Source organism: Actinoallomurus sp. CA-142502, assembly GCF_050936355.1.
GTDB classification, from domain to species: Bacteria; Actinomycetota; Actinomycetes; order Streptosporangiales; family Streptosporangiaceae; genus Actinoallomurus; species Actinoallomurus iriomotensis.
This window is the reverse complement of the sequence record NZ_JBNJMY010000001.1, coordinates 7,658,917-7,683,303: the sequence shown is the minus strand read 5'-3', so window position 1 is coordinate 7,683,303 and position 24,387 is coordinate 7,658,917. Positions and strand designations below refer to the sequence as shown.

Genomic DNA, 24,387 nt, shown 5'->3' with positions numbered 1-24,387 from the left:
GCCTAGGTCGCAGGTCGTGATCCGTATCGCCAGTGCACGCACCGATACCCGCCAAAATGTGCACGATCTCCGGCCTGCGGTGATACCGCCGATCCGTGTACGCGCCGCTAGCATAAGAACACTGATGTCTGCATCCGCGCTGGTCGATGACGTCACCGCGGACACCGCCGTTGAGGAGTCACCGTGAGGCCCTTGGAGACGTCCGATCCGGCATCGATCGGGTCCTACCGGATCCTCGCCGAACTGGGCCGGGGTGGCATGGGCCGGGTGTTCCTCGGCAGTTCGCCGGACGGCCGGCTGGTCGCCGTGAAACAGGTGCGCGCCCAGTTCGCCGAGGATGACGGATTCCGCGCCAGGTTCCGGCGCGAGGTCGCGGCCTCGCGCAGGGTCTCCGGTGGGTACACGGCGGCGGTGATCGACGCGGACCCGGACGCACAGGTCCCGTGGCTGGCGTCGGAGTTCGTGGTGGGGCCCTCGCTGCTTGAGGCGATCGAGGCGGTCGGTCCGCTTCCCGAGGCGTCGACGCTGCGTCTGGCCGCGGGCATGGCCGCCGCCCTGGCCGACGTTCACCGAGCCGGTCTCATGCACCGGGATCTCAAGCCGCCCAACGTCCTGCTCACCGGCGACGGCGTCAGGGTGATCGACTTCGGCATCGCGCGGGCGGCCGACGAACCCGGCGGCACTCAGCTCACGCATACCGGGTGGCTGGTCGGCACGCCCTCCTACATGTCCCCGGAGCAGGCCGAGAGCCGGCCGCTCACGCCGGCCGGCGACATCTTCTCTCTCGGCTGTGTACTGGTCATGGCCTGCACCGGCGCCAGCCCGTTCGCCGCGCCGACGGCGGCGCAGACGCTCTACAGGATCGTCCACTCGCAGGCCGATCTCTCGTCGATCTCCGGCCGGTTGCGGGCGATCATCGGGCCCTGTCTCGCCAAGGACCCGGCCGACCGGCCGACGCCCGCCCGGCTACTGGAGTCGGTCGGCCGTGTCGCCCCGTCCCTTCAGCCGTGGCCCGAGCCGATCCATCAGCTGATCGCGGCTCAGCGTGCCGAGGTCGCCCGCTTCATCAAGGATCCGAAAGCTCCGTCCACCCTCGTCTTCCTCCCGCACGACGACGGCCGATCGCCGGTCGACGCCCCGGAGGAAAAGGCGCCCGGGCGGCCGTCCAATGCCCCGATCGCGATCGGAGCCGGAGCGGTCGTGCTCGTGGGCGTGCTGCTGGCGTTCATCCTGATGTTCCATGACAGCGGCGACGGAAGACACGCGGCCAACGCATCGGGCGCGTCCTTGACCCCGAGCACACCGTCTTCGAGTCCGTCATCGCCGGGTCCATCCCCCAGCCGCCTCGGGGGCCTGGACCTCCAGAGCTGGTGCCGGCACGTCGGCCAAGGCGATCTCGCGCTCACCGGCAACAACGTCTACGGCTGGCACTGCCACACGCCGAAGGGTGAGGACACCGACATCGACACGAACGCCGTGTGCCGGTACCAGTACGGTGACCCGAACGCGTCGTCGTCATTCACCGATGTCGACAATCCCTACAGCTGGTACTGCTTCAGTTGAAAAGAATGACCCGGTAACGGGAAATTCCTATTTGCGCGGATCTGTGCATCGCTTTTCTTGGTCATTTCGCTTCCGGTGCGCCGATGTGGTTATTCTTGGTGGCGATCGCCCCAGGTCGAACCCCCCGGAGGCCCACCATGGTCGCGCAGAAAGAGCCGTACGAGTTCCCTGCCATCCTCGCTTTCGCCGGCGAATTAACGGCCTGGCGCATGCAGGCCGGAATGTCCAAGATCGAGCTCGCCGAGCGGCTCGGATATACGCCTCAGCTCATCGGACAGGTCGAAGCGGCCAAGAACATCCCGTCGAAGCAGCTCGCCGAGGACCTCGACACGCTCTTCGAGACCAACGGCGTGTTCCTCCGCCTCTGGAAGCTCATCAACGAGACCCGCCATGTGGCCCCACTGCCGCGGGGCTTCGCCGAATTCGTGGCCCGAGAGGCCCAGGCGACGAGGATGTACGCCTTCGAGCCGAGCGTGATCAAAGGGCTCTTCCAGACGCGGGACTACGCCTACGAGGTGCTGAAGGCGGGGCGGGAGCCCGAGGAGATCGAACAGCTCGTCGCCAAGCGCGTGGCGCGGCAAGAGGTCCTCAATCGGCCGAAGCCGCCGCTCGTGTTCGCGGTCCTCGACGAGGTGGCCATCAAGCGCCGGATCGGCGACCGAGACGTGATGCGTGGTCAGATCGAGTACCTCATCGAACTGGCGCAGCGGTCGAATGTGACACTTCAGATCGTCCCGGATACCGCAGGATCGTATGCCGGGCTACCAGGGGCATTCGACATCCTCGGATTCGAGGACGGCCATGACATCGTCTATATCGAAGGCCACGTGGGCGGCCAGCTCATCGCCGACCCGGCTGTCGTTCAGGAGTACGCGCTACGCTACGACTTGATCAGGGGTGCGGCGATGTCGGCCGACGAGTCCCTGAAACTGCTCCATAGGACGTTGGAGAGTCTATGAGCGACCAGTGGCGTAAGAGCAGTCGTAGCACCGACACGGGAGGTAACTGTGTCGAGGTTTCCGTCTGGCGCAAGAGCAGCCGGAGCGGCGACACGGGCGGTAATTGCGTAGAGGTCGCCGCAGTTCAGGTAACGGACTTTAAGTAGGTCGGTTCACCGGCCCGGCCAGGACGGGTCCCGGCCGATGAACCCCAGCAGCCTGGTCTGAGGGTCCGCGTCGGCGGGCACCTCGACCCGGGTGCCGTACTGGCCGGAGGCGCGGAGGGCCTCCTCCATCTGTTCCATGCCGCCGAGGAGCTGCGCGCAGAAGTCCTGGTCCAACCGGTCGTCCTGGCCGGTGGCCCAGGACAGATTCCAAGTGTGCATGGAGCTGACGGGGCGGTGCGGTGTTCTCCGGCTGCGACCTGTGGAGGCTGAGCGGCGTCGAGAGCCTGCGCGACGTGACCGTACAGGCCGCCGACGCCAGGGCCTCGTGCAGACGTTCGCGGCGGCTCTGGGCATCACGATCGAGGAGTGAACACGGCGGGCTCCGGAGGAGATTCGCCCCCGGCGGCCATCCGCTGATCGCGTCACTCGATGAGTGGGGGAGCGATGTCGCCGTCTTCCGCGCCCCAGGCCTCCTTGTCCTCGTACACCCAGACCACGCGCTCACGGTTCTTCTTCTCCGAGCCCTGCCCGGCGGCGCCGGGCATGAAGGGGATCGGCGACGTGCCCCGGGCGGCGGCGTTGCGCAGGGCGGCGGCCTCCGCGTTCTCCGCGGCGCGGTCACATCACCGGCTGGCCGCGCCGCCTGAGTACGTCGCTGGGAAGGGCTGTGGCAAGCGCGGTAAGGGCTTGTACCGCGGTGTCGACACCGGGAGCGGTCAGCACCTCCCGCCGGCTCAGCGTGAGCACCCTGCCGACCACACTGAACTCGGTGATGTTCGCCTGTCTCGCGGTATCGCGCACCCGCGGCGTCATCAGTTCCTCGCCGAAGGCGGCCTCATGAACGTATCGCGCCTGGCCGGAGGCATGGTCGATGGCGATCCGCACCTTGGGTAGATCCCGCACCGGAAGGCTCACCGTGATCTGGGTCCAGCGCGTGTAACGCTGGACCGCGATCGGCCATTCGCCCAGCCTTCCGGTCACGGTGCCGACCGGAGTACCGAGTTCGGCCTGCCCGGTAGGCATCTGGGCCGATGGTGGGCCGAGAACCCACCCCCGCTCTCGCGCGAGTAGGGCGAACGGATCCTGTTCAAGCGGTGGCGGAGTGGGCGTGGCGTTGTCGGCCGCGGTGGCCGGCGAGCCTTTACGTCTCCGGCGACGTTCCCGGGTCGCCACGACGAAGGACAGTGCGCCGAAGATCACTGTCAGCGGTGCGGCCACCATCGATGTGATGGCAGCATGCCGATTCGCTGTGCGTACCGAGTCGTTGTGTCTCGCGACCATCTCGTCGTACGTGAACAGTCCACTGCCGTTGCCATTGAAATCCATAATGCTGCATTGATCCGTGCGAGCCATCACCACGCCATTGCATGTTGGGACGTAGTTCGGGTCCGGCTTCTTGCCCGGGAGCGCGCTGAGGGCGGTCACAACCACCCCGACGGCCGCGAGGACATAGAACACGCGTGCGGCCGTGTTTCGCGGAAAAAGGCCCCTGCGAGTCAACGCATTCGCGAGAGCGGACAGCTTACGTGCCAGGCCGTCGGCGAAACTACGCTCGAAGTTACCGGTCATCGCAACAAATCATTTCGCACATCTGTCCAGCGTGCCCCCGGCATAACCCGCGTCCTTCCCTTCCCGGCCGTTCAACGATATCCACCGGCGGGTCGGATTGAAGCGTGGTGCGCGAAATGGCGACAGTGGTGCGTGAAATGGCGACAACGCGGATGATCGCTCATTCGACGAGCGTGATCAAACGGGGCGGGAGTGCGAGAAGATCGAACGGCTCACCGGCCCGGCCAGGACGGGTCCCGGCCGATGAACCCCAGCAGCCTGGTCTGAGGGTCCGCGTCGGCGGGCACCTCGACCCGGGTGCCGTACTGGCCGGAGGCGCGGAGGGCCTCCTCCATCTGTTCCATGCCGCCGAGGAGCTGCGCGCAGAAGTCCTGGTCCAACCGGTCGTCCTGGCCGGTGGCCCGGGACAGGTCCCAGGTGTGCATGAACACGTCGGCGGTGTAGGACCGGTCGATCGCGGTCGCCAGCGGCAGGGCGCCGATGTGCGGGTTGGTGAGCTCCCGGTGCGCCGTCTCCGGATCGTCCAGCACCGCCTGTACGCCGTCGCATTGCACCTGCCACGCGGCGATCGGGTCCTCGTCCACCGACGGTCCGTGGGGCAGTTCGAGGCCGACGCCGGAGGCGAGAAACCCGGGGAGCCATTCGGTCAGGTGACGCACGACGTCGCGGGCGGTCCAGCCGGCGACCGGAGAGGGTGCGTCCCAGGAGCGGGTGCCGCGGACCCGGGCGGTGAACAGCCCGGCGACCTGAAGGTGTCGCTCGGCCGGACGGTCAGACAGCGCCATCGGCGATCATCCTCTCCAGCTTGGCGTAACCCTCGTTGACGCCGAGCTCCATACCGCTGCGCAGCCATGCGTCGCGACTTTCGAAGCTGTCGACCAGCGACTGCGCCCGCAGCCGGGTACGGCCGTCGCCGAGGTCCTCGAACCACAACGTCTCCAGCGCGACTCCGTCGGGATCGCCGTCGAACGTGAAGGTCTGCACGATGCGGTCCGGCCCTACCTCGTGGAAACAGCCATGGAACCCGTACTCCGTGCCGTCGTGCACCGAGACGTACCGCCAGCTGCCGCCGGTACGCGCGTCCCAGTGCTCGACCCGGGTGCTCGTGGCGTCGGGGCCCACCCACCGGGCGAACAACACCGGATCGGTGTGGGCGCGCACCAGCTGCTCGAGCGTTGCCGCGAAGTCACGAGTCGTCCGGATCACCGGCAGCCTCGGGTCCGCTTCGATGGTGGCCTCCGTGATGCCGGCCATGTTCGTCTCCTCTCATCTCCACCAGAACGGCGTCGAGGCGGCGGTAGCGCTGCTCGACGCGGCTCCGGTGGCGTTCGATCCAGCTGTCCATCGAGTCGAGGGCCTGGACCTCCAGGCGCACCGGCCGCGGCTGCCGCCCCGGCGGTCGGCTGACGAGCCCGGCGTCCTCGAGCACCCGCAGGTGTTTGTAGACGGCCTGCAGCGTCATCCGGTACGGCTCGGCCAGCTGGCTCACGGTCGCGTCGCCCTCCGACAGCCGGGCCACCATGTCGCGCCGGGTCGGATCCGCGAGGGCGGCGAAGACCCGCGACAGCGTGTCCGTGGTCATGCTCTCCCAGTTTCAACTCGATGGTTGAAAGGACCGTAGACCGTAGGCCGCCGCTCGTCAACCAGGTGGTTGAAAGGCGGTCGGTAACCGTCGCCTCGTGCGCGCATCGGCGACTCCCGGTGCGGGAAATGGCGCGCCGGGAGCCGGGCGACTTCCTCCCCTTCCGAGCAGCATCGTCGTGGCGCAGCACGCGATGTTCGCGGCGCCGGAGGTGACCGTGCGCACCACTCCGCCGCCGGCACCGCACGTCAGCCTGACCGCAACCGCCCTGAGCGCCTGCGACCTGCTGAGTGACGGTTGATCCCCGCGGTGTTCCCGCGAGCGCGGATCGTCTCGCGCGCCGTCCACGGCCGTACGACGACCGGGAACAGGCCGTTCCTGAACGACACGGTGGTCCCCGTGTTCGCCCGGACGGTGCCGGCCGGGACGGCCTGGCCCGCTCAGGCGGCGGGCGCGCCGAACCACCGGGGCAGCCGGTCCAGCAACTCGGCCTGGTCCTCGCCGACCCAGGCGACGTGGCCGTCCGGCCGCAGCAGGGCCGCGGGCACGTCGAGTTCCTCGCTGACGTCGACGACGTGGTCGACCCGGTCCTCCCAGCCGGCGACCGAGAGCCGGCCGGTCTGGTCGAGCAGGAGCCCACGGCCGCCGCGCGTCAGCTCGTACAGGCGCCCTCGTTTCAGCGGTACGTCCCGCATCCGCCGGCCGAGCAGTTCGTGCCCTTCGCCGAAGTCGTAGCGGACCCCGACGGCGATGATCTTCTCGAGCACGTACCGGTGCGCCTCCTCGAACTCCATGAGTTCCGCCAGCAGCCGGCGTACGGCCTGGGGGCCCGGCTCGGGGGACAGCAGCAGGGTCTGCGCGCGGGTGGTGTTCAGCACGTCGGCCGCCACCGGGTGCCGTTCGGCGTGGTAGCTGTCCAGCAGGCCTTCGGGCGCCCAGCCGCGGACCTCGGCGGCCAGCTTCCAGCCGAGGTTGAACGCGTCCTGGAGACCGAGGTTGAGGCCCTGCCCGCCGATCGGCGGGTGGACGTGCGCCGCGTCGCCGGCCAGCAGCACGCGGCCGGCCCGGTAGCGCTCGGCCTGCCGGGTGGCGTCGCCGAACCGGGACGTCCAGCGCGGCGAGTGCACGCCGAAGTCGGTGCCGGCGAACACCCGCAGCCGCCGCTTGAACTCGTCGAGGGCCGGCGGGACCGTACGGTCCTCGGCCACCCCCTCGGCGGGCACGACGACGCGGTACAGGCCGTTCCCGGAGGTCCCGAGGCCGAACCCCCGGTGGGTCTTGCGGACCTCGGCCACCACGGCGGCCACCGTCTCCGGCGGCACGCCCACCTCCATCTCGCCCAGCAGCGTCTCGACCGTGGTGGGCTCGCCGGGGAACCCGACGCCGAGCAGCTTGCGCACCGTGCTGCGGCCGCCGTCGCAGCCGACGAGGTAGCGCGAGCGCAGCCGCGTGCCGTCGGCCAGCTCGGCGGTCACCCCGTCTTCGTCCTGACTCAGGCCGGTCAGTTCGCGGCCGCGCCGGAACTCGGCGCCGGCCTCGATGGCGTGCTCGGTCAGCAGGCGTACGGTGGCGGGCTGCGGGATGCCGAACGTGTAGGGCTGGGTGGTGTCCAGGCGTTCGGGCGCGGGCTTGTCGATGCCGGCGAAGTATCCGCGGAGCGGGTGCCGCCGTCCGTGCGCGAGGAACCGTTCCAGCAGACCGCGCTGGTCCATGATCTCGACGCTGCGGGCGTGCAGGCCGAGCGCGCGTACCTGCCGGGTCGGTTCCAGGTCCTTCTCCAGCACGAGCACGTGCACGCCGTGCAGCCGCAGCTCCCCGGCCAGCATCAGGCCGGTCGGCCCGCTACCGACCACGATGACGTCGATCATGAATCCCCCAATTGCGTTCCGGCCGACGATTTTGCGGCACGACCCGGGTCTTGCCGCAAGCCCCCGGGTGCGCTATAGATTGAAAATGCAGGGAGTGCGCGCACTCCCTGCATTTTTTTGCCGTGGGGCCGGCGAATGACAGGAGGCGGCGATGCATGACCTACTGACCTTTCTGCGCGCCCGGTTCGATGAGGACGATCGCGCCGCGCGACTCGCGGCCGACTACCGGAGCCGGCCGAGCGACTACGACGCGTCAGCTGAAGAGAGGTGGCATTGGGTGGCCGGCCGTACCGGAAGACCCATCCACGTCGGTGTGGGTCACCCGGACGACTACCACCGGGGAGTCGAGCTTCGGAGCGTTGACAAGTACCCGATACGCTCAGAACCCGGGCTCTCGCCGCATCACGTCCTGGCGTTGTCCTCCGCCGTCGCCACCTGGACCGCGGACCACATCGCCCGTCACGATCCCGCCCGCGTGACCAGTGAGATCGAGGCCAAACGCCGGATCCTGGAACTCTTCGACGCCTCACGAGGAGGACGGGAGCAGGGGCGCGCCGGTTGGGCCGAGGACGTCCTTCGCCTGCTCGCGCTGCCCTACGCGGAACATCCCGACTACCGGGCCGAGTGGGGGCGGATGCGTGAGCGCGTCAAGGTCTACGTGTGGTCCGTGGCCGACGGCGATGCCATGGTCCGTCTCCCCGTAATCCCCGGGGAAGAGGTACGCGAGCTACGCGTACCCGCCGCGTCCATCGCGGCAGAGGTCGGCAGAGCGGAGAACGAACTGGAAGGGTGTCAGCTCACCGCGAAGATCGGCACGACCGATGACGGTGAGACGTCCCTCCGCGATTTCCGGCTCCTCAAAGGCTCTCGGGCGCGCGACTATTACTGACCACCCGACCACTCGGACTCCGTGACCGGCGGATCGATGGGTGGTGGGGGAAAACCCCCGGATGAAGTCGGGCGATCGCCTCGTTCCCCACGGCGCCTTGGAATTCATAGCGTGGCGCCCATGGCCGACATGGGGAGGTTTTGTGATCGAGGCTCGTGGTTTGACCAAACGCTATGGATCCACGGTCGCCGTTGACCGGCTGGAATTCGAGGTACGGCCCGGTGTCGTGACCGGATTTCTCGGCCCGAACGGTTCGGGGAAGTCCACCACGATGCGCATGATCTTGGGCCTGGACGAGCCGGACGCCGGAGACGCGCGGATCGGCGGGCGCCGGTACCGCGAGCTGGGCTGGCCGCTGCGCGAGGTCGGGGCCCTGCTCGAAGCCAGGGCGTTTCACCCCGGCCGGTCCGCCCGATCCCACCTGCGGGCGCTGGCGAGGGGTAACGGTGTCCCGGACCGCCGGGTGGAGGAGGTCCTCGGCACCGTCGGGCTCGCCGACGTCGGGCGGAGAAGAGCGGGGGCGTTCTCCCTCGGCATGGCCCAGCGGCTCGGCGTCGCCGCGGCGCTGCTCGGCGACCCGGGCGTACTGCTGTTCGACGAACCGGTCAACGGGCTGGACCCCGAGGGGATCCGCTGGATCCGCGATCTGATGAGGGGCCTGGCCGCCGAAGGCCGTACGGTCTTCGTCTCCAGCCATCTGATCAGCGAGATCGCGCTGACCGCCGAGCATCTCGTGGTGATCGGCCGAGGGCGGCTGCTCGCGGACACATCGGTCGCCGAGCTGTCCGCCCGGTCGACCTCGCTGGAGGACGCGTTCTTCGAGCTGACCCGTGACAGCGCCGAGTATCGAGGCGACCCGGCGGTCCAGGGTGGCGATCTCGGCGCACCGAGACGAGGAGGGATGTCATGACCACCGCCACGTGGGAGTCACGTGCACCGGCCGGGCACTACCGGTTCAGGCATGTGGCGCGGATGGAGTGGACCAAGCTGTGGAGCCTGCGCTCGACGTGGTGGACCCTGGCGATCACCTTCGCCGGCGCGGTCGGCATGGCCGTCGTCGTGGGAGCCAACACCAAGAACGCGTCCGGCGACCTGACGAACAACGCGCTCGCCGGCGTGATCCCCGGGATGCTCACGATCGGCGTCCTGGGTGTGCTCGTCATGACCGGTGAGTACTCCTCCGGCGCGATCAGGTCCACATTCGCCGCGGTACCGAACCGGCGGCTGCTGCTGGCCGCGAAGACGGCGGTGTACGGGGGCTCGGTGCTGGCGGTCGGAGAGGCCGGGGCGTTCCTCGCGTTCCTGGCCGGCGGGGCCGCCCTGCCGGCCAGGGTGCCGCCCCCTTCACTCGGCCAGCCGGGGGTGCTGCGAGCGGTCGTGCTGACCGGTGTGGGACTGTGCCTGATCGGGCTGCTCGGTCTCGGCATCGGCGCCATCGTCCGGCACACCGCCGCCGCCATCGCCGTGCTCGTCGGCGGGGTGTTCGTGGTGGCGCAGTTCATCGTCATGATCGCCCGGCCGGTGATCGGATATGTTCCGATCACGATCGTGGGGAGCTCGCTCGGTGCGGTTCAGCCGCAGGGCGACGCACGACATCACATCCTGTCGCCGTGGTCCGGGCTCGCCGTGCTCTGCCTGTACGCCGCCGTCGTGCTGGGGGCCGGCGCATGGCTGCTGGTCCGCCGGGACGCCTGAGCGGAGGATGAACGGATGAACGCGATGGCCGCGGACCCGCCGAGTCTCAGGAGAACGCTCACCGCGTTCGCGACGGCGCCGTTCACTCGCCGTGCACGGGCCGAGCTGTCATACCTCGTCGTCTCGGCGACGACCGGCATCGCCGTGCCGGTCGCGGCCCTCGCGTTCCTCATCGTCATGGGACTGCTCGCGCCCGGCCCGGCCAAGCCGGAGAACGTCTCCTTCGCCGGCCTGGCCGCCGGTGCGCTGGTGCTGCTCCTTCTGGCGACCCGCGTCGCGCGGCGGCTCGGCTCGTTCCAGCGCCGGCTGGCGGCTCGGCTGCTCGGCGAGCGGGTCGCGGAGCCACCGTCGTTCCGTCCCGGCCGGGGCGTTCTCGGCCGGCCGGCCGCGAGGCTCCGCGACGGCGCCGGCTGGCGCGCCGTGGCGTACCTGCTGCTGAGAGTGCCGGTCGCGTTGCTGGGGCTGTACGCCGTGGAGTACTGGGTCACCGGGTTGGTCAACCTGAGCTACCCGTTCTGGTGGGGGCTGTTCCGCAACCACCGGCCCGAGGTCCACCTGAGTCCGGTCCCGTTCCTGACCCCGCTCCGGAGCGGTCCGTTCCATGTCGCCACGTACCCGGGGACGCTCCTCGTCTTCGCCGCGGGCGCCGCGTCGCTGTTGGTCGCGCCCTGGGTGAGCAGGGCGGTCGTGCTGGCGGACCGGTGGCTGATCCGCACCCTGCTCGGCCCCGGCAGGCTCATGCAGCGGGTCCGCGATCTGGAGCAGACCCGGGCCCAGGCGGTGGACGACTCCGCCGCGTTGGTGCGCCGGCTCGAACGCGACCTGCACGACGGCGCGCAGGCCCGGCTGGCCGCGCTCGCGATGAACCTGGGCCTGGCCAAGGAGAAGCTCGGCGACGACGACCTCGGCCAGCTCGCCCAGATCCGCGAGCTGGTCGACGCCGCCCACCAGGGCGCCAAAGACGCCCTCGGCGAGCTGCGCGACCTCGTCAAGGGCATCCACCCGCCGATACTCGACACCGGCCTGCCCGACGCGCTGGCCACACTCGCCCTCGGCAGCGCCATCCCGGTCGAGGTGACCAGCGAGATTCCCCGCCGGCCGACACCCGCGATCGAGACGATCGCCTATTTCTGCGCCGCCGAGCTGCTCGCGAACGCCGTCAAGCACAGCCACGCCGACACGATCACGATCCACGTGGCCGAACCGAACGGGTGGCTGCTGCTCACCGTGACCGACGACGGCGTCGGCGGGGCCGACCCGGCCCGCGGCACCGGCCTGTCCGGACTCGCCCATCGAGTCGGTACCGTCGACGGCCACATCGACATCGCCAGCCCACCCGGCGGGCCGACCCGCGTCAGCATCCGGCTGCCGCCGCACGCGTGAAAGCATCCGGAACATGCGTGTCGTGATCGCCGAAGACGCCGCGATGATGCGGGAGGGCCTCATCCGGCTGCTCGCCGACCGTGGCCATCGGGTGTGCGCCGCCGTGGCGGACGGCGAGGCGCTGCTCACCGCGGTGGCCGAGCACGGTCCCGACGTCGCGGTGGTGGACATCCGAATGCCGCCCACCCACACCGACGAAGGGCTGCGCGCGGCCCTCGACATCCGTCGCGACCATCCGGCGACCGGGGTGCTGGTCTTCTCCCAGTACATCGAGCCGAGGTACGCCGCCCGGCTGCTCGAGGGCGGTGCCGCGAAGATGGGCTACCTGCTGAAGGACCGGGTCGCCGACGTGGCCGAGTTCACCGACGCGCTGGCCCGGGTCGCCGCGGGCGGCACCGCGCTCGATCCCGAGGTCGTCGGCCAGCTCCTCCGCACCGGCCGGCCCGGCCTGGACATGCTGACCCTCCGCGAGCGCGACGTGCTCGCCCTGATGGCCGAGGGCCGATCCAACGCCGGCATCGCCGAGAGCCTGGTCATCTCCACCGGATCGGTGGAGAAGCATGTGGCCGGCATCTTCACCAAACTCGACCTCCCGCCCTCACAGGGCGACAATCGCCGGGTGCTGGCGGTCCTGCACTACCTCCGATCGTGACGACGGACGCAGGCTGACCGCCCGGCTCACCGCTACGCGTCGTCCGTGCTCCACGCCTGTCGTTCCTGGCGGTGCGGGTCGTCGACCTGGGTCCACTCGGTGCCGACGCGCATCGTGGCCCGGCGTTCACGGTCGTACGGCTCCCAGCCCGGGTCACCGGTCGTGGCGAAGCGGATCCACGCGTCGTGCATGCGCGCCGCGAGGTCCGCGGGCGGCCGGCCGGGACCGAGCAGGGCGTCCGGCCCGTGCAGCTGCGGGAGATGCGCGAGATCGAAGACGAAGGGGAGCTCCATCGTGTGGGCGGCGCCGAGCTCGCCGCCCAGAGCGCGCGAACGCCACCCGAACTCGTACGCGAACGTCGCGGATCCGGCATGGGCGGCGTGCGCGCCGAGCAGGGCCCGGGTGCCCACGCCGAACAACCCGTCGCCCATGATGGCGGACCGCAGCGCACCGAAGGACGCCTCGGGACGTGTCTCGCGGTACGTCTCGACGAGCCGTACCGGATCCGGGTGGGTGCCGGCCGCCGCCGCGTCGACGTCCTCGGCGGTCGAGGTGGAGTACCGGCCCACCGGGACCAGGTAGAGATTCCCCTCCTCGGTGTTGGTCCCGGCGAGGAGGTCGACGCGGTCGCCGTGGCCGGCGGCCACCGACACGGCGGGCTGGGTGTCCAGAACCAGGCTGAACGGGCTCAGCCCGATCAGCGGGTCGTAGTGCGTCTCGGTCCGCAGGTCGATGCCGGCGAGCCCGGAGGCGGCCCCGACCAGGCGTTCGTCGGAGATCTCCGCGAAGGCGCCGGCGCGGGGCTCGACGCCGAGGGCCCCGGCCGCAGCCCTGGTGACGCGCGCGGCCTGCTCGGCCGTGAAGGCGCCCAGGCCGCTGCCGCTCTGCACGATCACCCGCTGGAACAGCCCCGCTGCCTCGGGATCGGCGAGGACGCCACCGGCGATGGTCGCTCCGGCCGACTGGCCGAAGAGCGTGACGTTGTCCGGGTCGCCGCCGAAGGCGGCGATGTTCTCCCGTACCCAGCGCAGCGCGGCGACGACGTCGAGCAGCCCGCGGTTGGCGGGTGCTCCGGGCAGGTCGAGGAATCCGGCGATGCCCAGCCGGTAGTTGAGGGTGACGAGGATGACGCCGTCACGGGCGAAACCCGATCCGTCGTACAGCGCGGCCCGCGTCGACCCGGCGACGAATCCGCCACCGTGGACGAACACCATGACGGGCAGCTCGCCGTCCGGGGCGGGCGTCCAGACGTTGACGGTGAGGTAGTCCTCCCCGCGGCTCCATCCGGTGCCGAAATAGGGGGACATGTCCACGCTGCCGAGCCGGCGTTCGGACTGCGGGGCGGTGGGGCCGGGCACGGTGGCGTCCCGTACGCCGTCCCACGGCCCGTGCGGCTGCGGCGGAGCGAACCGGCCGGCGCCCCGAGGCGGGGCGGCGTACGGGATGTTCAGGAAGGTGGCGATGCCGTGCCGGCGCAGGCCACGGACGGCGCCCCGCGCGGTGGTCACGATCGGATGGGTCACGGTGATGCCTTCCATCGAGTCTCAGCCCTGCGCGGAGTACGGGGTGAAGGGCGCCCAGCCCTTGATCGCGAACCTGCTTCCGTCGCGCTCGACCTCCGCGGCGCCGTGGCCGCCCAGATGAGCGGGGATCAGGAGCGCGTGGTTGTCGGCGGCCCAGCCCAGCAGCCTGCGGCGGGTGGCGCGGGCGCCGGTGGGGTCCTCGCAGAAGCAGCTGTTGGCGTCCGGTTCGAAGATCTGTACGGGGTTGTGCAGCAGGTCGCCGACGAACACCGCGCGGTCCGAGCCGGACGTGAGGGTGAGCACCGAGGAGCCCGGCGTGTGCCCGGGAGCCGGGTCCAGGCGCAGGTTGGCGTCGATCCGGTGGCCGTCCTCCCACAGCAGCGTCCGGCCGGCCTCGTGCACGGGGGCCACACTGTCCTCGAAGACGTTCTGGTTGCCGCGCCCGAGGAGCGGCCGATGACCGTTCGCCGGATTCCAGAAGTCGAAGTCCGCCTTCGGCATCAGGTAGGTGGCGTTCGGGAACGTCGGCACCCATCTCCGCCCGTCCAGACAGGTGTTCCAGCCGACGTGGTCCACGTGGAGATGCGTGTTGACCACGACGTCCACGTCCTCGGGGCGGACTCCGACGCGGGCGAGGTCGTCCAGGAAGCCGGTCTCCAACCGGCTCCAGACCGGGGAGTACGGCCGGTCCTTGTGGTTGCCGACCCCCGTGTCGACCAGGATGATCCGGCCCTCGCTACGGAGCAGCCAGGTCTGGATGGCGGCGTTGACGATCCGGGTCTCGGTGTCCAGGAAGTCCGGCGCCAGCCAGGACCGATGGGTGTCCCACACCTCCGCGGGGCTCTCCGGAAAGAACGTCTCGGGCGTCATGTCCACGGGCCCGAAGTACTCCCGGACCCGGGTCAGCGTCACATCGCCCAGAGTGATGGTGTCCACGGTCGTTCTCCAATGTCAGCGGTCGGTACCGGACCACTGTCACCGGCGTCTTGGCGGGCGGGCCAGACCGGCTGATGCCTACCCCCGGCAGGGTCAGGCTCCGTTCTTCGGCGAGTCCCATACTGGGATGCATGGGCGGACAACGGCAGCTCGGAGACTTCCTGCAGACCCGGCGGGCTCGGCTGCGGCCCGAGGACGTCGGCCTGCCGGACTACGGTGAACGGCGCCGGGTGCCGGGCCTGCGGCGGGAGGAGCTCGCGCTGCTGGCCGGAGTGAGTTCGTCCTACTACACCCGCCTGGAGCAGGGGCAGTCGGTGGGCGCCTCACCCGAGGTGCTGGAAGCGATCGGCCGGGCCCTGCGCCTGGACGAGTCCGAGCTCCGCCACCTGCACGACCTGGCCGGCAGCGCGAAACGGGGTGCGGTCACCCGCCGCCCGCCCGCCGAGCACGTGGACGTGTCGACCCTCGAACTGCTGGCGGCGCTCGGTGACGTTCCGGCTCTCGTCAGCGGGCGCCGGAGCGATGTGCTGGCCTGGAACCCGCTGGGACACGCGCTGTTCGCCGCCCACCTCGACCCGGACAGCCCGAGCAGGCCCGCCGACCGGCCCAACCTGGCCCGGCTGGTCTTCCTCGACGCCCACACCCGCGCGCTCTACGCCGACTGGCCGGCCAAGGCCAGGGCGGTGGTGCGAAACCTGCGGATGGTGGCCGGCCGGCACCCCGACGACGCCCTGCTCGCCTCACTCGTCGGTGAACTCAGCATGAGGAGCCCGGAGTTCGCCGCGATGTGGGCCGACCACAGCGTCCGGCCCTGCGACTCCGGAGTGTTCGAGATGCACCACCCCCTGGTCGGCACGCTCACCGTGACGCAGCAGAGCCTGCGTCCGCCGGGCAGCGAGGAACGGCTCGTCGTGCTGGCGACGGCCGAGCCGGGATCCTCGTCACAGGCCGCCCTCTACCTCCTCGCCCAGGCGACCGCCGCCGAGGTCGAAGCCGGCTCCTCCGCTCCCGCGCCGAATCCCTGACCGGGGTCGAGGTTCAGGCGAGCCGGGCGATCGACTTGTACTCCAGGTAGGCGGACAGGCCCTCCGGGCCGAGCTCGCGCCCGACGCCGCTGGACTTGTAGCCGCCGAACGGCGACGAGGACTCGATCATGTAGGTGTTGACGCCGTACGTTCCGGTCCGTACGCGGCGGGCGATGTCGAGCCCGTGGTCGGCGTCGGCGGTCCAGACGGTGCCGGCCAGGCCGTAGTCGCTGTCGTTCGCGATGCGCACGGCGTCGTCCTCGTCCTCGTACGGGATCACCGTGAGCACCGGACCGAAGATCTCCTCGCGGGCGATCCGCATGTCGTTCGACACGCCCGCGAACACGGTCGGCGTGACGTACCAGCCCCGGTCGTACGGCCGTCCCGCCCCGCCGAGGGCCACCTTGGCGCCCTCGTCCTGGCCGATGCGGATGTAGTTCTCCACGCGTTCACGCTGGCGGGCGGCCACGAGCGGGCCGATCTCGGTCGCCGGATCGGCCGGGTCGCCCACCCGCATGCCGCGAACGGTCTCGGTCAGCGCGCCCACGACCTCGTTGTACCGGCCGCGCGAGGCCAGGACGCGGGTCTGCGCGATGCAGGCCTGCCCGTTGTTCATCAGCGACGCGAGCTTGAGCCAGCCCATCGTCGCGTCCAGGTCGGCGTCGTCGCAGATGATCGCCGCCGACTTGCCGCCGAGTTCGAGGGTGCAGCGCTTGAGCTGCTCGCCGCAGATGGCGCCGATCCGGCGGCCCGCCGCCGTCGAGCCGGTGAACGCCACCTTGTCCACGCCGGGGTGCCGTACGAGGTGCTCACCGGTCTCGCGGCCGGCCGCGACGATGCTGACCACGCCCTTGGGCACGCCCGCCTCGGTCAGCATCTCCGCGAGCGGGTACGCGTCGAGGGGCGTCTCCGGCGCCGGCTTGATCACGATGGTGCAGCCGGCGACCAGGGCGGGGGCGAGCTTGAGCGCGATGATGAACTGCGGGACGTTCCACGGCACGATCGCGGCCACGACACCGACCGGCTCACGGCGTACGGTGACCGGCCCGAGCATGCCCGCGCGCTCCTCCTCCCAGGGCACGTCCAGCTCGCTGAAGTAGCCGTACACGGCGAGCGCCTGCCCGGTCTGCCCGAGCTGGGAGAACGAGATCGGCGAGCCCATCTCCTCGGTGATCAGCTCGGCCATCTCCTGCATCCGTTCGCCGAACAGCGCGGCCAGCCGCCCGACGACGGCGCGGCGCTCGGCCGGATCCATGCGCGGCCACGGCCCGTTGTCGAACGCCTCCCGCGCCGCGGCCACCGCCCGGTCGACGTCGGCGGGCGTCGCCTCGGGCACCCGGCCGACGACCTCCTCGGTGTGCGGCGAGACGACGTCGATGGTGCCGGTGCCGGCGGGCGCGACCCACTCGCCGCCGATGTAGAGCCGATCGTGCTGCCGCATACGAGCCTCCGGAGGCGGGAGGAAGTAACCGAGTGCTTGCTTGGCATCTTCGCCGCTGCCCCGGGTCTTGTCCACAGTGCCGGTCCGGGGGGACGACCCCCCGGAGCCCCCCGATGTGGAGGGCTCCGCCCCCCACGCCCCCCACGGGTTGAGGCCGGAGGAGGGCACTTCCAGGGCAGCGCTCGGCGTTCTTGTGACACCAGAATTCTCTACTCACACAAGAACCGCGTCATCGAACCCTCTTCATCGTGACGATGCTGGTCACAGGGTCCGTTCAGGTTCGGCCGTCCGTGTTCAGGCGCTTTGGCGTTCCTTCTGTTGCTGCATGAGCTCCTCGATGGCGGTGGGCAGGGTCGTCTCGAAGTCGATCAGCTTGGCCCAGGTCGGCTTCACCACGATCCGGACCATGCCGTCGTAGAGCGCCTGCACGCCGGCCTCCCACTCGGCCCGCTGCTCGGGCGTCATCTCGTAGGTGCCGTTCCACTGCATGTACTCCTCGGGGATGCCGTCGACGACGTCCAGCTCGGCCTGACCGCGGATGAGCAGGACCTTCGGCGGGTGCGCCTCGGTGTCGATGGTCAGGGCCACCGCCGGGTTGCGGCGCAACGCCGGCAGCTTCCGCGCGTTCTTCGCGGTGCACATGACGATCTCCGAGCCGTTCCAGGTGATCCCGATCGGGATCGCCCGTGGGGTGCCGTCCAGCGCGACGAAGGCCATCCGGGCCAGGTCACGGGCCAGGAGTTCCTGGCTGATCGGCCGGGCGAGGACCTCGTCGACAGCGCTCTGATTCATGATCGGTCTCCTCGGTGGGTGGGGGTTCAGGGTCGGACGGGAAGGTCGTAGTAGCGCAGCGCGCTGGAACCGAGGCGGGACAGGTCGGTGCCGTACACGTGGATCGAGATGGCGGTGCGGTCGCCGGGGTTGGCGACCCGGTGGAGGTCGCCGGGCGGGGCGAAGCCGGTGACCGCGCCGGTCGTGTTGGTGACGCGTCCCGCCGGGACGAGGACGTCGCCGCCGTCGGCGAGCGTGAACAACTCCTCGTCCAGCGCGCCCTGGATGACGCCGAACACGCACCAGCTCACGTGGTCGTGGACCGGCGTGATGCGCCCGGCCGGCCACACGATGGCCTGGATGGAGAAGGTCCCGTCGGGCTCCACGTGCAGCAGGCGGCTGCGCGGGCCGTCCTGGCCGTTGGCGAGGTCGCCGGCCAGCGCCTCGGGCCGGGGCAGGTCACGCCGCAGCGCGCCCGCGACGCGCTCGGCGGTGCGCCGCCAGTCGCCGCCGCGGTCGACCTCTGAGCGGATTCCCGTGACCAGGCCGTCCAGCTGGGGCGTGACGGGCAGGGCCTGCTTCAACACTGTCATGGCTGTCCCTTCAACCGTTGCGGCCGCACTCTCGGGCCGTGACCCCAAGCTATGAGTAGAGTGGAGCGAATAAGAGGTCCAATATTGGATGAGTTATGAGTACCAGTTCGCCTGAGTTGTTCGTGGAGCTCGACCGCTCCCGCCCCCGCGGCCTGCGCGCCCAGCTGGAGCGGAGCCTGCGGGACGCCATCCGGGCGGGCCGGCTGCGCCCCGGCGTACGGCTGCCGTCGTCCCGGGCGCTGGCCGCGGATCTCCAGATCACTCGCGGTGTCGTCGTCGCGGCCTACGACCAGCTCACCGCCGAGGGCTACCTGACCTCCCGGCAGGGCCAGGGCACCGTCGTCAACGCCGTCACCCGGCCCGACCCGCCACGGCGTCGCGACCCATCGCCGGCCACGGTCCGCTACGACTTCCGGCCCGGAGATCCGGACGTCGGCCTGTTCCCCCACGCGGCCTGGGCACGGGCCACCCGCGCCGCACTGCGGTCACTGTCCGACGACGCACTCGGCTACGGCGACCCGGCCGGTCTCCCCATACTGCGCGAGACGCTGGCCGACTACCTGCGCCGGGTCCGCGGCCTGTCGTGCGCACCGGACGATGTCGTGGTGTGCAACGGCTTCTCGCACGGGCTGAGCCTGCTGGCCCGGGTGCTCGCCGACCGGGACACCGCCGAGCGGGGCGTCGCCGTGGAGGATCCCGGCCACCCGTCCTGGCGCGGGCAGATCGAATGGGCCGGCGCCGCCTGCCTTTCCGTCGAGGTCGACGACGAGGGGGTGCGCGTCGACCGGCTGGCCGCGTCCGGGGCGGGCGCGGTGCTCACCACGCCCGCCCACCAGTACCCGACCGGCGTGGTGCTGTCCGCCGACCGGCGGATCGCCCTGACCGACTGGGCCCGCACCAGCGGCGGCTACATCATCGAGGACGACTACGACGCCGAGTACCGCTACGACCGACAGCCCGTCGGCGCCCTTCAGGGGGTCGCGCCCGACCACGTCATCCACGCCGGCAGCCTGTCCAAGAGCCTGGCCCCCGGGCTGCGGCTCGGCTGGCTGGTCGTGCCCCCGGCGCTGCGCGGCGAACTGCTCGCGGTCCGCGCCCACAGCGACCGGTTCACCACCTCGATCATCCAGGCCACCGTCGCCGACTTCATCCGGCACGGCGATCTCGACCGGCACCTGCGGCGTACCCGCCGCATCTACCGCCAGCGCCGTGACGCGCTCATCGAGGCACTGCACCGCCACCTGCCCGCCTGCCATACGACCGGCATCTCCGCCGGCCTGCATGCCGTGGTCCGGCTGCCCGACGGAACCGACGCCACCCGTGCCGCCGACACCGCCGCCCGGCACGGCATTCTCGTCCGCCCGCTACGATCCGGCCCGGGCCGGCCCTCCCAGCCATCGGCCCTCGTCGTGGGCTACAGCACGCTCACGCCCCACCGCATCGAGGAGGGCATCCGTCACCTCGCCACCGTCCTGGAGATCCCCTGATCGGGGGGTGCGGCTTCGCAGAGCAGGGTGGCGCGGCGCGTACGGCGGGCCTCGGCGAGTGCCGCGGTGCGGGCGAACAGGCGCGGGCTCATCACCTTCTGCCATTCCCGCAGGGGCCGAACCCGCCATCCGGAGTGCTCGGCCGGGTCGAGGACGATCGCGTCGAGCTCCTCCGGCGTCAGCACACCGCCGTCGAAGACGAATCCGACCTTGGCGCACGGCCAGCCGGAGCCCAGTCCCAGAAAGTGCGTCAGCAGAAGCGCGGGAGCTCCGGCGAACGCGATCCCGGTCTCCTCAAGGCATTCCCGTGCCGCTGCGGCGAACGGCGTCGCGTCGCCGTGCTCGACGTTGCCACCGGGCAGCTGCCAGGCCTCGGCCTTCTGCGCGGACCGCAACGCGAAGGGATTCCCCTCGCGATCGGTGAAGTACAGCGCCGCGTACATCGTCGCGTGGGGAAGGGTCTGAACGTATTCCTCAACGGGGAGCCAGCTCAATGGTTCCTCCCGGAACAGACGGTGGTGACGTTGAGTATGCGTCAGATGCCGGACCGCTCGGCCGTACGCTGGGAGCCTCCCCGGAACTCACCTCGACCGGCCCTCCCGGGATGAAGGAGAGGACGCGAATGTCGGAGCGACCGCGGCTGGTGCGGGCCGGCCGGGCGATGGCCGTGGCCACCGCCGTCTCGCGCATCACCGGGTTCGTGCGCACGCTGGCTCTGGTGGCCTCGCTGGGCCTGGGCACCCGGCTGCTGGACGCCTACACGGCGGCGAACGTCACCCCCAACACGATCTATGAGCTGGTGATGGGCGGGGCCCTGGCCAGCGTGCTGGTGCCCCTCCTGGTCCGTACGGCCGCCGACGACAGCGTCGACGGGGACCTGTTCGCGCAGCGGCTGCTGTCCCTGGTGGTCTACGGCCTGTCGATCGTGGTGATCGTGACGATCATCGCGGCGCCGTTCGTCGTGGGCCTCTCCGTCCCCGGGTTCACGCCGGGGCAGCGGGACCTGGCCGTGGTGTTCACCCGGTACTTCATGCCGCAGATCCTGTTCTACGGGGTGAGCGCGACCCTGTCCGCGGTGCTCAACGCCCGTGGTCGCTTCGCCGCGCCGATGTGGGCGCCGGTGGCCAACAACCTCGTCGTCATCGCCACCGCCGTGTCGTTCCTGCTGATCGGCGGCACCGGCAGGCTGGAGTCCCTCACCCAGGGGCAGACGCTGCTGCTGTCGGTCGGTACGAGCGCCGGGGTCGCCGTCCAGATGGCGGTGCTCCTGCTGTCCGGCCGCCGGGCCGGTTTCCGGCCGAGGCTGCACGCCGACCCCCGGGGCATCGGGGTCCGCAGGATCGCCGCCATGGCCGGGTGGACGATCGCGTCGGTGAGCGCCGCTCAGGCGGTGTTCGTGGTGATCACCAGGCTGGCATCGCACGCCGGGCCCGGAGCGGTCGCCGTCTACTCCAACGCGGGCACGCTGTTCCAGCTGCCGTACGCCGTCATCGCGGTCACCGTCATCACCGGAGTCCTGCCCCGGCTGAGCCGGGCAGCCGCCGACCGCGACCTCGGCCGGGTCATCGCGGATCTGTCCCAGAGCCTGCGGCTGACCGGCGTCGTCCTGGTGCCCGTCGCCGCCGCGCTCATCACGCTCGGTCCGCGCCTGACCACCGTGCTGTTCGACCACGGCAACGCCTCGCCCGCCGCGGCCCGCCTCACCGGCCTGGTCCTGGCCGCGTACGGGCTCGCGCTGGTCCCGTTCGCCGCGTACCAGATCATGTTGCGCGTCTTCTACGCCCTCGGCGACACCCGTACCCCGGCCCTGATCAGCGTAGTGGTCTCCGCCGTGACGGTCGGCACCTGCCTGGCCGCCGCCCGGCTGTACCACGGCCCGCACCTGGTCGTCGCGCTCGCGGCGTGCTCCGCGCTCGCGTACACGACCGGGCTGCTGCTCACCGCGTACGCGCTCCGCCGCCGAATGGGCCGCCTCGACGGGCACCGCCTGCTGAACGCCCACGTCCGGATGCTCGTCGCCGCGGCCCTCGCCGCCCCGGCGACCGCCGGTACGGCGTGGGTCGTCGGCTCGGCGACGGGTACCGCCTGGACGGCCTCGCTCCTCACGGTCACCGTCGCGGCCGCGGCCGGCGGCGGCCTCTATGCCCTCATCGCCCGCGCACTGCGCATCACCGAGTTCAGGACGCTGACCGCGGCGCTACGCCCGCACGACCTGTGAACGCCGCCGTCGTACGGCGACGATGACGAGGGAAACGCCGGCGACCATCCCGATGGCACCCAGGAGGACTTCCACTTTCGGGATGGTCTCCTCGCAGGCGGCCGCGGCGGCCATGGTCCGGTGCCCGTACGGCACGGCGGTGTCTCCGCCGGCCGCCAGGAGGCTGCAGCCGTCGTTCCGGCCTTGGGACAGCCCGAGGGCGAAGAAGACCAGGCTCGGGATGAGCACCGCCGCGGCGAGCAGGGGGAGGAGCCACGAAGACCATGTTCTTCGCGGCGGCTGTGCGGCGGAGGGCGGGAACGGGACGCGCGCGGTCCGGCTCGGCGCATGGGCGGGGCCCTGCGGGACCGGCGGAGTCGGCTGGTCGACCATGGTCTGGACGGGAGCCGGCAGCCATGAGTCCCGCGTGAGGGGAGGGACGAGCGCCTTGAGGATCCGCGCGGTCGTGGGCCGCTGGGCGGGCTCCTTGGCCAGGCACCGGGCGACGAGTTCCCCGATGTCACCCTCCAGGCCGGTGAGATCGGCCTCCTGGTGGACGATCCGGTAGCTCAGAGCCTGCGCAGGGCCCTCGCCGAAGGGGCGCACTCCCGCGGCGTGGGCGAGGACCAGGCCGAAGGCGAAGATGTCCGACGCGGGGGTCAGCGGCTCCCCGGTGAGTACCTCGGGAGACATGAACCCGGGAGTGCCCGCCAGGGCGGTGGTCTGCGACGCGTCCGTGGCGCGGGCGATACCGAAGTCGATCACGCGCGGGCCGTCGGCCGCGAGAAGGACGTTGGACGGCTTGAGGTCGCGATGGACGAGGCCGGCCTCGTGGATGGCCTCCAGCGCCTCGGCGATCCCGGCGCCCAGCACACGCAGGGTCTTCTCCGGGAACGGGCCGTGTTCGGCGAGCGCTCGCTCCAGCGAGGGGCCCGCGATGAAGGCCGTGACCATCCAGGGCGGGTCGGCGGCGGGGTCGGCGTCGACCACTCCGGCGGTGTGCAGGCCGTTGACCCTGCGGGCCGCCTCGATCTCCAACCGGAACCGCCGACGGAACTCCGGGTTCGCGGCGTGAACCCGATGGATGAGCTTGACCGCGACCGGGCGTCTCCCCGGAGTCAGGCCGAAGAACACCTCGCCCATGCCACCCACGCCGAGCCGGCCCAGAAGGTGATACCTGCCCACCTCACGTGGGTCGCCCGCCCGCAATGGCTCCACCGGCACCCGCCTCCGTGGCCCGACCTGTGCAAAGTGCGGAGCCTATAGGACCAAACGGAACTCGGCCTCGCGTTCCGAGCCGCATGAGGAAGTCCTGCCACACACGCGGCTCCACCCACAGCTCGGCGTCGACGGTCACCGCCTCCGCCCCGGGAGCCCGGCGGGCGGCGCGTTCGCGCAGCGTGTGGGCCAGCATCTCGGCGAGCAGCGCGCCGTGGTCGGACAGCGGCGAGCCGTGGACCGTACGGTAGCGGCGCTCCCGCCGGCGTGCTCGCCCGGCTGGTTCCGTACCTGCCCGGTCGTGCTCGGGGGCACCGGCCCGGCCCGAATGGCGAATCCGCGTGCGCGAAACGGCGACGTGTACACCGTGGCGCCGTTTACCGTCTGGCTGATCAGACGAGGTGCACCTGAGATATCAACAGGAGGAGAAGTGCGGAACATCGTACGGTCGGCGCTGGTCGCATTGGCCGGGGGATCCCTGTTGTTCGCCGGTGCGACCGCTGTTCAGGCGGCCCCGGACTCCCTGGCACAGTCCGAACCGGGTTCCTGGTCGGTCGCCTTTTACAAGGGCGGTGATTACCTCGGAATGATGTCCGATTACTGCCCTCCTCCCAATGTCCACCGCTGGGTGTGGGACGTGCCCTCCGCCTACACGTCCGCCACCCAGTACCACGCCCAGGGGCCGTGCGCCCTCACCGCGTTCTACTACAGCGGAGGCACCGGGACCGGCGTCGGGCTACAGCGCTACTCGCTCCGCGTCGGATTCGGCGCGGTCAGTGGACATGTCGATTCGATAGCCGCCTACGGAGACGCGTAACGGGCATCGTGCCTTCCGGCTCTGGTGCCACGCTCGGGCCGCGAAAGATGTCAAAGCGGCATCAGGCGGCGTG

The 24,387-nt window shown here is 70.8% G+C and carries 27 protein-coding genes; 13 read left to right on the top strand and 14 right to left on the bottom strand.

Going from position 1 to position 24,387, the window contains the following annotated elements:
* The first annotated feature begins 183 nt into the window (after positions 1-183).
* The 3 genes from ACQEV1_RS36020 (at position 184) to ACQEV1_RS36010 (ending at position 2,668) form a co-directional block, all read left to right on the top strand.
* On the top strand, positions 184-1,563 hold the full coding sequence (locus tag ACQEV1_RS36020; RefSeq protein ID WP_433400154.1) for a serine/threonine-protein kinase: 1,380 nt from the start codon (positions 184-186) through the stop codon (positions 1,561-1,563).
* A gap of 137 nt (positions 1,564-1,700) precedes the next feature.
* Complete coding sequence (locus ACQEV1_RS36015) at positions 1,701-2,522, top strand: helix-turn-helix domain-containing protein (protein WP_285576592.1); 822 nt, start codon at positions 1,701-1,703, stop codon at positions 2,520-2,522.
* Positions 2,519-2,668 (top strand): DUF397 domain-containing protein, encoded by a 150-nt coding sequence (locus ACQEV1_RS36010; RefSeq protein ID WP_433400151.1) that lies wholly within the window; start codon positions 2,519-2,521, stop codon positions 2,666-2,668. The genes ACQEV1_RS36015 and ACQEV1_RS36010 overlap by 4 nt, the downstream gene beginning before the upstream one ends.
* Before the next feature lie 6 nt (positions 2,669-2,674).
* Here the strand turns inward: ACQEV1_RS36010 and ACQEV1_RS36005 are convergent, their stop codons facing one another.
* The 6 genes from ACQEV1_RS36005 to ACQEV1_RS35980 form a co-directional block, all read right to left on the bottom strand.
* Positions 2,675-2,887, bottom strand: a complete 213-nt coding sequence (locus tag ACQEV1_RS36005) for a hypothetical protein (RefSeq protein ID WP_433400148.1) — start codon at positions 2,885-2,887, stop codon at positions 2,675-2,677.
* A 203-nt stretch (positions 2,888-3,090) separates the two neighbouring features.
* Entirely contained in the window at positions 3,091-3,213 is a 123-nt protein-coding gene (locus tag ACQEV1_RS36000) for a hypothetical protein (protein WP_433400145.1), read from the bottom strand.
* A 73-nt stretch (positions 3,214-3,286) separates the two neighbouring features.
* Positions 3,287-4,237 (bottom strand): hypothetical protein, encoded by a 951-nt coding sequence (locus ACQEV1_RS35995; RefSeq protein ID WP_433400142.1) that lies wholly within the window; start codon positions 4,235-4,237, stop codon positions 3,287-3,289.
* Positions 4,238-4,449: 212 nt separating this feature from the next.
* On the bottom strand, positions 4,450-5,022 hold the full coding sequence (locus ACQEV1_RS35990) for a TIGR03086 family metal-binding protein (RefSeq protein WP_433400139.1): 573 nt from the start codon (positions 5,020-5,022) through the stop codon (positions 4,450-4,452).
* Positions 5,009-5,491, bottom strand: coding sequence for an SRPBCC family protein (locus ACQEV1_RS35985; protein ID WP_433400136.1), 483 nt, complete (start codon positions 5,489-5,491; stop codon positions 5,009-5,011). The genes ACQEV1_RS35990 and ACQEV1_RS35985 overlap by 14 nt, the downstream gene beginning before the upstream one ends.
* Positions 5,424-5,819 carry an ArsR/SmtB family transcription factor gene (locus tag ACQEV1_RS35980; RefSeq protein WP_433400133.1) on the bottom strand — a complete coding sequence of 132 codons (396 nt, stop codon included), beginning with the start codon at positions 5,817-5,819 and terminating at the stop codon, positions 5,424-5,426. The genes ACQEV1_RS35985 and ACQEV1_RS35980 overlap by 68 nt, the downstream gene beginning before the upstream one ends.
* A 178-nt stretch (positions 5,820-5,997) precedes the next feature.
* Here ACQEV1_RS35980 and ACQEV1_RS35975 point away from each other — a divergent pair, with 178 nt between their 5' ends.
* A complete protein-coding gene (locus ACQEV1_RS35975) occupies positions 5,998-6,120 on the top strand; it encodes a hypothetical protein (RefSeq protein ID WP_433400130.1) in 123 nt (40 codons plus the stop codon).
* A gap of 139 nt (positions 6,121-6,259) precedes the next feature.
* On the opposite strand, the gene rox is transcribed toward ACQEV1_RS35975, so the two are convergent.
* On the bottom strand, positions 6,260-7,687 hold the full coding sequence (rox, locus tag ACQEV1_RS35970) for a rifampin monooxygenase (protein ID WP_433400127.1): 1,428 nt from the start codon (positions 7,685-7,687) through the stop codon (positions 6,260-6,262).
* Between the two features lie 151 nt (positions 7,688-7,838).
* Here rox and ACQEV1_RS35965 point away from each other — a divergent pair, with 151 nt between their 5' ends.
* From ACQEV1_RS35965 to ACQEV1_RS35945, 5 genes are all read left to right on the top strand, one after another.
* On the top strand, positions 7,839-8,576 hold the full coding sequence (locus tag ACQEV1_RS35965) for a DUF6221 family protein (protein ID WP_433400124.1): 738 nt from the start codon (positions 7,839-7,841) through the stop codon (positions 8,574-8,576).
* A 142-nt stretch (positions 8,577-8,718) separates the two neighbouring features.
* Positions 8,719-9,486, top strand: coding sequence for an ABC transporter ATP-binding protein (locus tag ACQEV1_RS35960; RefSeq protein ID WP_433400121.1), 768 nt, complete (start codon positions 8,719-8,721; stop codon positions 9,484-9,486).
* Positions 9,483-10,271 carry a hypothetical protein gene (locus ACQEV1_RS35955; protein ID WP_433400118.1) on the top strand — a complete coding sequence of 263 codons (789 nt, stop codon included), beginning with the start codon at positions 9,483-9,485 and terminating at the stop codon, positions 10,269-10,271. The genes ACQEV1_RS35960 and ACQEV1_RS35955 overlap by 4 nt, the downstream gene beginning before the upstream one ends.
* A 15-nt stretch (positions 10,272-10,286) precedes the next feature.
* On the top strand, positions 10,287-11,654 hold the full coding sequence (locus ACQEV1_RS35950; protein ID WP_433400115.1) for a sensor histidine kinase: 1,368 nt from the start codon (positions 10,287-10,289) through the stop codon (positions 11,652-11,654).
* Positions 11,655-11,667: 13 nt separating this feature from the next.
* Positions 11,668-12,306 carry a response regulator transcription factor gene (locus tag ACQEV1_RS35945; RefSeq protein ID WP_285632598.1) on the top strand — a complete coding sequence of 213 codons (639 nt, stop codon included), beginning with the start codon at positions 11,668-11,670 and terminating at the stop codon, positions 12,304-12,306.
* 32 nt (positions 12,307-12,338) lie between these two features.
* On the opposite strand, the gene ACQEV1_RS35940 is transcribed toward ACQEV1_RS35945, so the two are convergent.
* Together ACQEV1_RS35940 and ACQEV1_RS35935 are read right to left on the bottom strand one after the other, a co-directional pair.
* Positions 12,339-13,844, bottom strand: coding sequence for a carboxylesterase/lipase family protein (locus ACQEV1_RS35940; protein ID WP_433400111.1), 1,506 nt, complete (start codon positions 13,842-13,844; stop codon positions 12,339-12,341).
* A 6-nt stretch (positions 13,845-13,850) separates the two neighbouring features.
* Entirely contained in the window at positions 13,851-14,765 is a 915-nt protein-coding gene (locus ACQEV1_RS35935; RefSeq protein ID WP_432705650.1) for an MBL fold metallo-hydrolase, read from the bottom strand.
* 131 nt (positions 14,766-14,896) lie between these two features.
* On the opposite strand from ACQEV1_RS35935, the gene ACQEV1_RS35930 reads away from it, so the two are divergent.
* The gene (locus ACQEV1_RS35930) at positions 14,897-15,790 is read left to right on the top strand and encodes a helix-turn-helix domain-containing protein (RefSeq protein WP_433400107.1); all 894 of its coding nucleotides are present in this window, start codon (positions 14,897-14,899) and stop codon (positions 15,788-15,790) included.
* Between the two features lie 13 nt (positions 15,791-15,803).
* On the opposite strand, the gene ACQEV1_RS35925 is transcribed toward ACQEV1_RS35930, so the two are convergent.
* From ACQEV1_RS35925 to ACQEV1_RS35915, 3 genes are all read right to left on the bottom strand, one after another.
* The gene (locus ACQEV1_RS35925; protein ID WP_433400104.1) at positions 15,804-17,231 is read right to left on the bottom strand and encodes an aldehyde dehydrogenase; all 1,428 of its coding nucleotides are present in this window, start codon (positions 17,229-17,231) and stop codon (positions 15,804-15,806) included.
* Positions 17,232-17,525: 294 nt separating this feature from the next.
* Positions 17,526-18,023 carry a pyridoxamine 5'-phosphate oxidase family protein gene (locus ACQEV1_RS35920; protein WP_433400101.1) on the bottom strand — a complete coding sequence of 166 codons (498 nt, stop codon included), beginning with the start codon at positions 18,021-18,023 and terminating at the stop codon, positions 17,526-17,528.
* Positions 18,024-18,049: 26 nt separating this feature from the next.
* Positions 18,050-18,595: a cysteine dioxygenase gene (locus tag ACQEV1_RS35915; RefSeq protein WP_433400098.1), complete on the bottom strand. Its 546-nt coding sequence runs from the start codon at positions 18,593-18,595 to the stop codon at positions 18,050-18,052.
* Positions 18,596-18,690: 95 nt separating this feature from the next.
* Between ACQEV1_RS35915 and ACQEV1_RS35910 the strand changes: the two genes are divergently transcribed.
* Entirely contained in the window at positions 18,691-20,082 is a 1,392-nt protein-coding gene (locus tag ACQEV1_RS35910) for a PLP-dependent aminotransferase family protein (protein WP_433400095.1), read from the top strand.
* Here the strand turns inward: ACQEV1_RS35910 and ACQEV1_RS35905 are convergent.
* Positions 20,052-20,576, bottom strand: coding sequence for an NUDIX domain-containing protein (locus tag ACQEV1_RS35905; protein WP_433400092.1), 525 nt, complete (start codon positions 20,574-20,576; stop codon positions 20,052-20,054). The genes ACQEV1_RS35910 and ACQEV1_RS35905 overlap by 31 nt on opposite strands.
* Positions 20,577-20,704: 128 nt before the next feature.
* Here ACQEV1_RS35905 and murJ point away from each other — a divergent pair, with 128 nt between their 5' ends.
* The gene (gene murJ / locus ACQEV1_RS35900) at positions 20,705-22,300 is read left to right on the top strand and encodes a murein biosynthesis integral membrane protein MurJ (RefSeq protein ID WP_433400089.1); all 1,596 of its coding nucleotides are present in this window, start codon (positions 20,705-20,707) and stop codon (positions 22,298-22,300) included.
* Here murJ and ACQEV1_RS35895 read toward each other — a convergent pair.
* Positions 22,280-23,503, bottom strand: coding sequence for a serine/threonine-protein kinase (locus tag ACQEV1_RS35895; RefSeq protein WP_433400086.1), 1,224 nt, complete (start codon positions 23,501-23,503; stop codon positions 22,280-22,282). The two genes, murJ and ACQEV1_RS35895, sit on opposite strands and share 21 nt — an antisense overlap.
* A gap of 424 nt (positions 23,504-23,927) precedes the next feature.
* Between ACQEV1_RS35895 and ACQEV1_RS35890 the strand changes: the two genes are divergently transcribed.
* Positions 23,928-24,314, top strand: coding sequence for a hypothetical protein (locus ACQEV1_RS35890; RefSeq protein WP_285632622.1), 387 nt, complete (start codon positions 23,928-23,930; stop codon positions 24,312-24,314).
* Positions 24,315-24,387 lie beyond the last annotated feature (73 nt).

What these genes read in the sequence shown, in the direction of transcription:
- ACQEV1_RS35915 (WP_433400098.1), bottom strand. Translation starts at nt 18,595, where the DNA reads ATGACAGTGTTGAAGCAGGCCCTGCCCGTCACGCCCCAGCTGGACGGC.
- ACQEV1_RS35985 (WP_433400136.1), bottom strand. Translation starts at nt 5,491, where the DNA reads ATGGCCGGCATCACGGAGGCCACCATCGAAGCGGACCCGAGGCTGCCG.
- ACQEV1_RS35920 (WP_433400101.1), bottom strand. Translation starts at nt 18,023, where the DNA reads ATGAATCAGAGCGCTGTCGACGAGGTCCTCGCCCGGCCGATCAGCCAG.
- ACQEV1_RS35925 (WP_433400104.1), bottom strand. Translation starts at nt 17,231, where the DNA reads ATGCGGCAGCACGATCGGCTCTACATCGGCGGCGAGTGGGTCGCGCCC.
- ACQEV1_RS35980 (WP_433400133.1), bottom strand. Translation starts at nt 5,819, where the DNA reads ATGACCACGGACACGCTGTCGCGGGTCTTCGCCGCCCTCGCGGATCCG.
- ACQEV1_RS36010 (WP_433400151.1), top strand. Translation starts at nt 2,519, where the DNA reads ATGAGCGACCAGTGGCGTAAGAGCAGTCGTAGCACCGACACGGGAGGT.
- ACQEV1_RS36000 (WP_433400145.1), bottom strand. Translation starts at nt 3,213, where the DNA reads ATGCCCGGCGCCGCCGGGCAGGGCTCGGAGAAGAAGAACCGTGAGCGC.
- ACQEV1_RS36005 (WP_433400148.1), bottom strand. Translation starts at nt 2,887, where the DNA reads ATGCACACTTGGAATCTGTCCTGGGCCACCGGCCAGGACGACCGGTTG.
- ACQEV1_RS35995 (WP_433400142.1), bottom strand. Translation starts at nt 4,237, where the DNA reads ATGACCGGTAACTTCGAGCGTAGTTTCGCCGACGGCCTGGCACGTAAG.
- ACQEV1_RS35990 (WP_433400139.1), bottom strand. Translation starts at nt 5,022, where the DNA reads ATGGCGCTGTCTGACCGTCCGGCCGAGCGACACCTTCAGGTCGCCGGG.
- ACQEV1_RS35945 (WP_285632598.1), top strand. Translation starts at nt 11,668, where the DNA reads ATGCGTGTCGTGATCGCCGAAGACGCCGCGATGATGCGGGAGGGCCTC.
- ACQEV1_RS35940 (WP_433400111.1), bottom strand. Translation starts at nt 13,844, where the DNA reads ATGGAAGGCATCACCGTGACCCATCCGATCGTGACCACCGCGCGGGGC.
- murJ (WP_433400089.1), top strand. Translation starts at nt 20,705, where the DNA reads ATGTCGGAGCGACCGCGGCTGGTGCGGGCCGGCCGGGCGATGGCCGTG.
- rox (WP_433400127.1), bottom strand. Translation starts at nt 7,687, where the DNA reads ATGATCGACGTCATCGTGGTCGGTAGCGGGCCGACCGGCCTGATGCTG.
- ACQEV1_RS35955 (WP_433400118.1), top strand. Translation starts at nt 9,483, where the DNA reads ATGACCACCGCCACGTGGGAGTCACGTGCACCGGCCGGGCACTACCGG.
- ACQEV1_RS36015 (WP_285576592.1), top strand. Translation starts at nt 1,701, where the DNA reads ATGGTCGCGCAGAAAGAGCCGTACGAGTTCCCTGCCATCCTCGCTTTC.
- ACQEV1_RS35910 (WP_433400095.1), top strand. Translation starts at nt 18,691, where the DNA reads ATGAGTACCAGTTCGCCTGAGTTGTTCGTGGAGCTCGACCGCTCCCGC.
- ACQEV1_RS35950 (WP_433400115.1), top strand. Translation starts at nt 10,287, where the DNA reads ATGAACGCGATGGCCGCGGACCCGCCGAGTCTCAGGAGAACGCTCACC.
- ACQEV1_RS35930 (WP_433400107.1), top strand. Translation starts at nt 14,897, where the DNA reads ATGGGCGGACAACGGCAGCTCGGAGACTTCCTGCAGACCCGGCGGGCT.
- ACQEV1_RS35965 (WP_433400124.1), top strand. Translation starts at nt 7,839, where the DNA reads ATGCATGACCTACTGACCTTTCTGCGCGCCCGGTTCGATGAGGACGAT.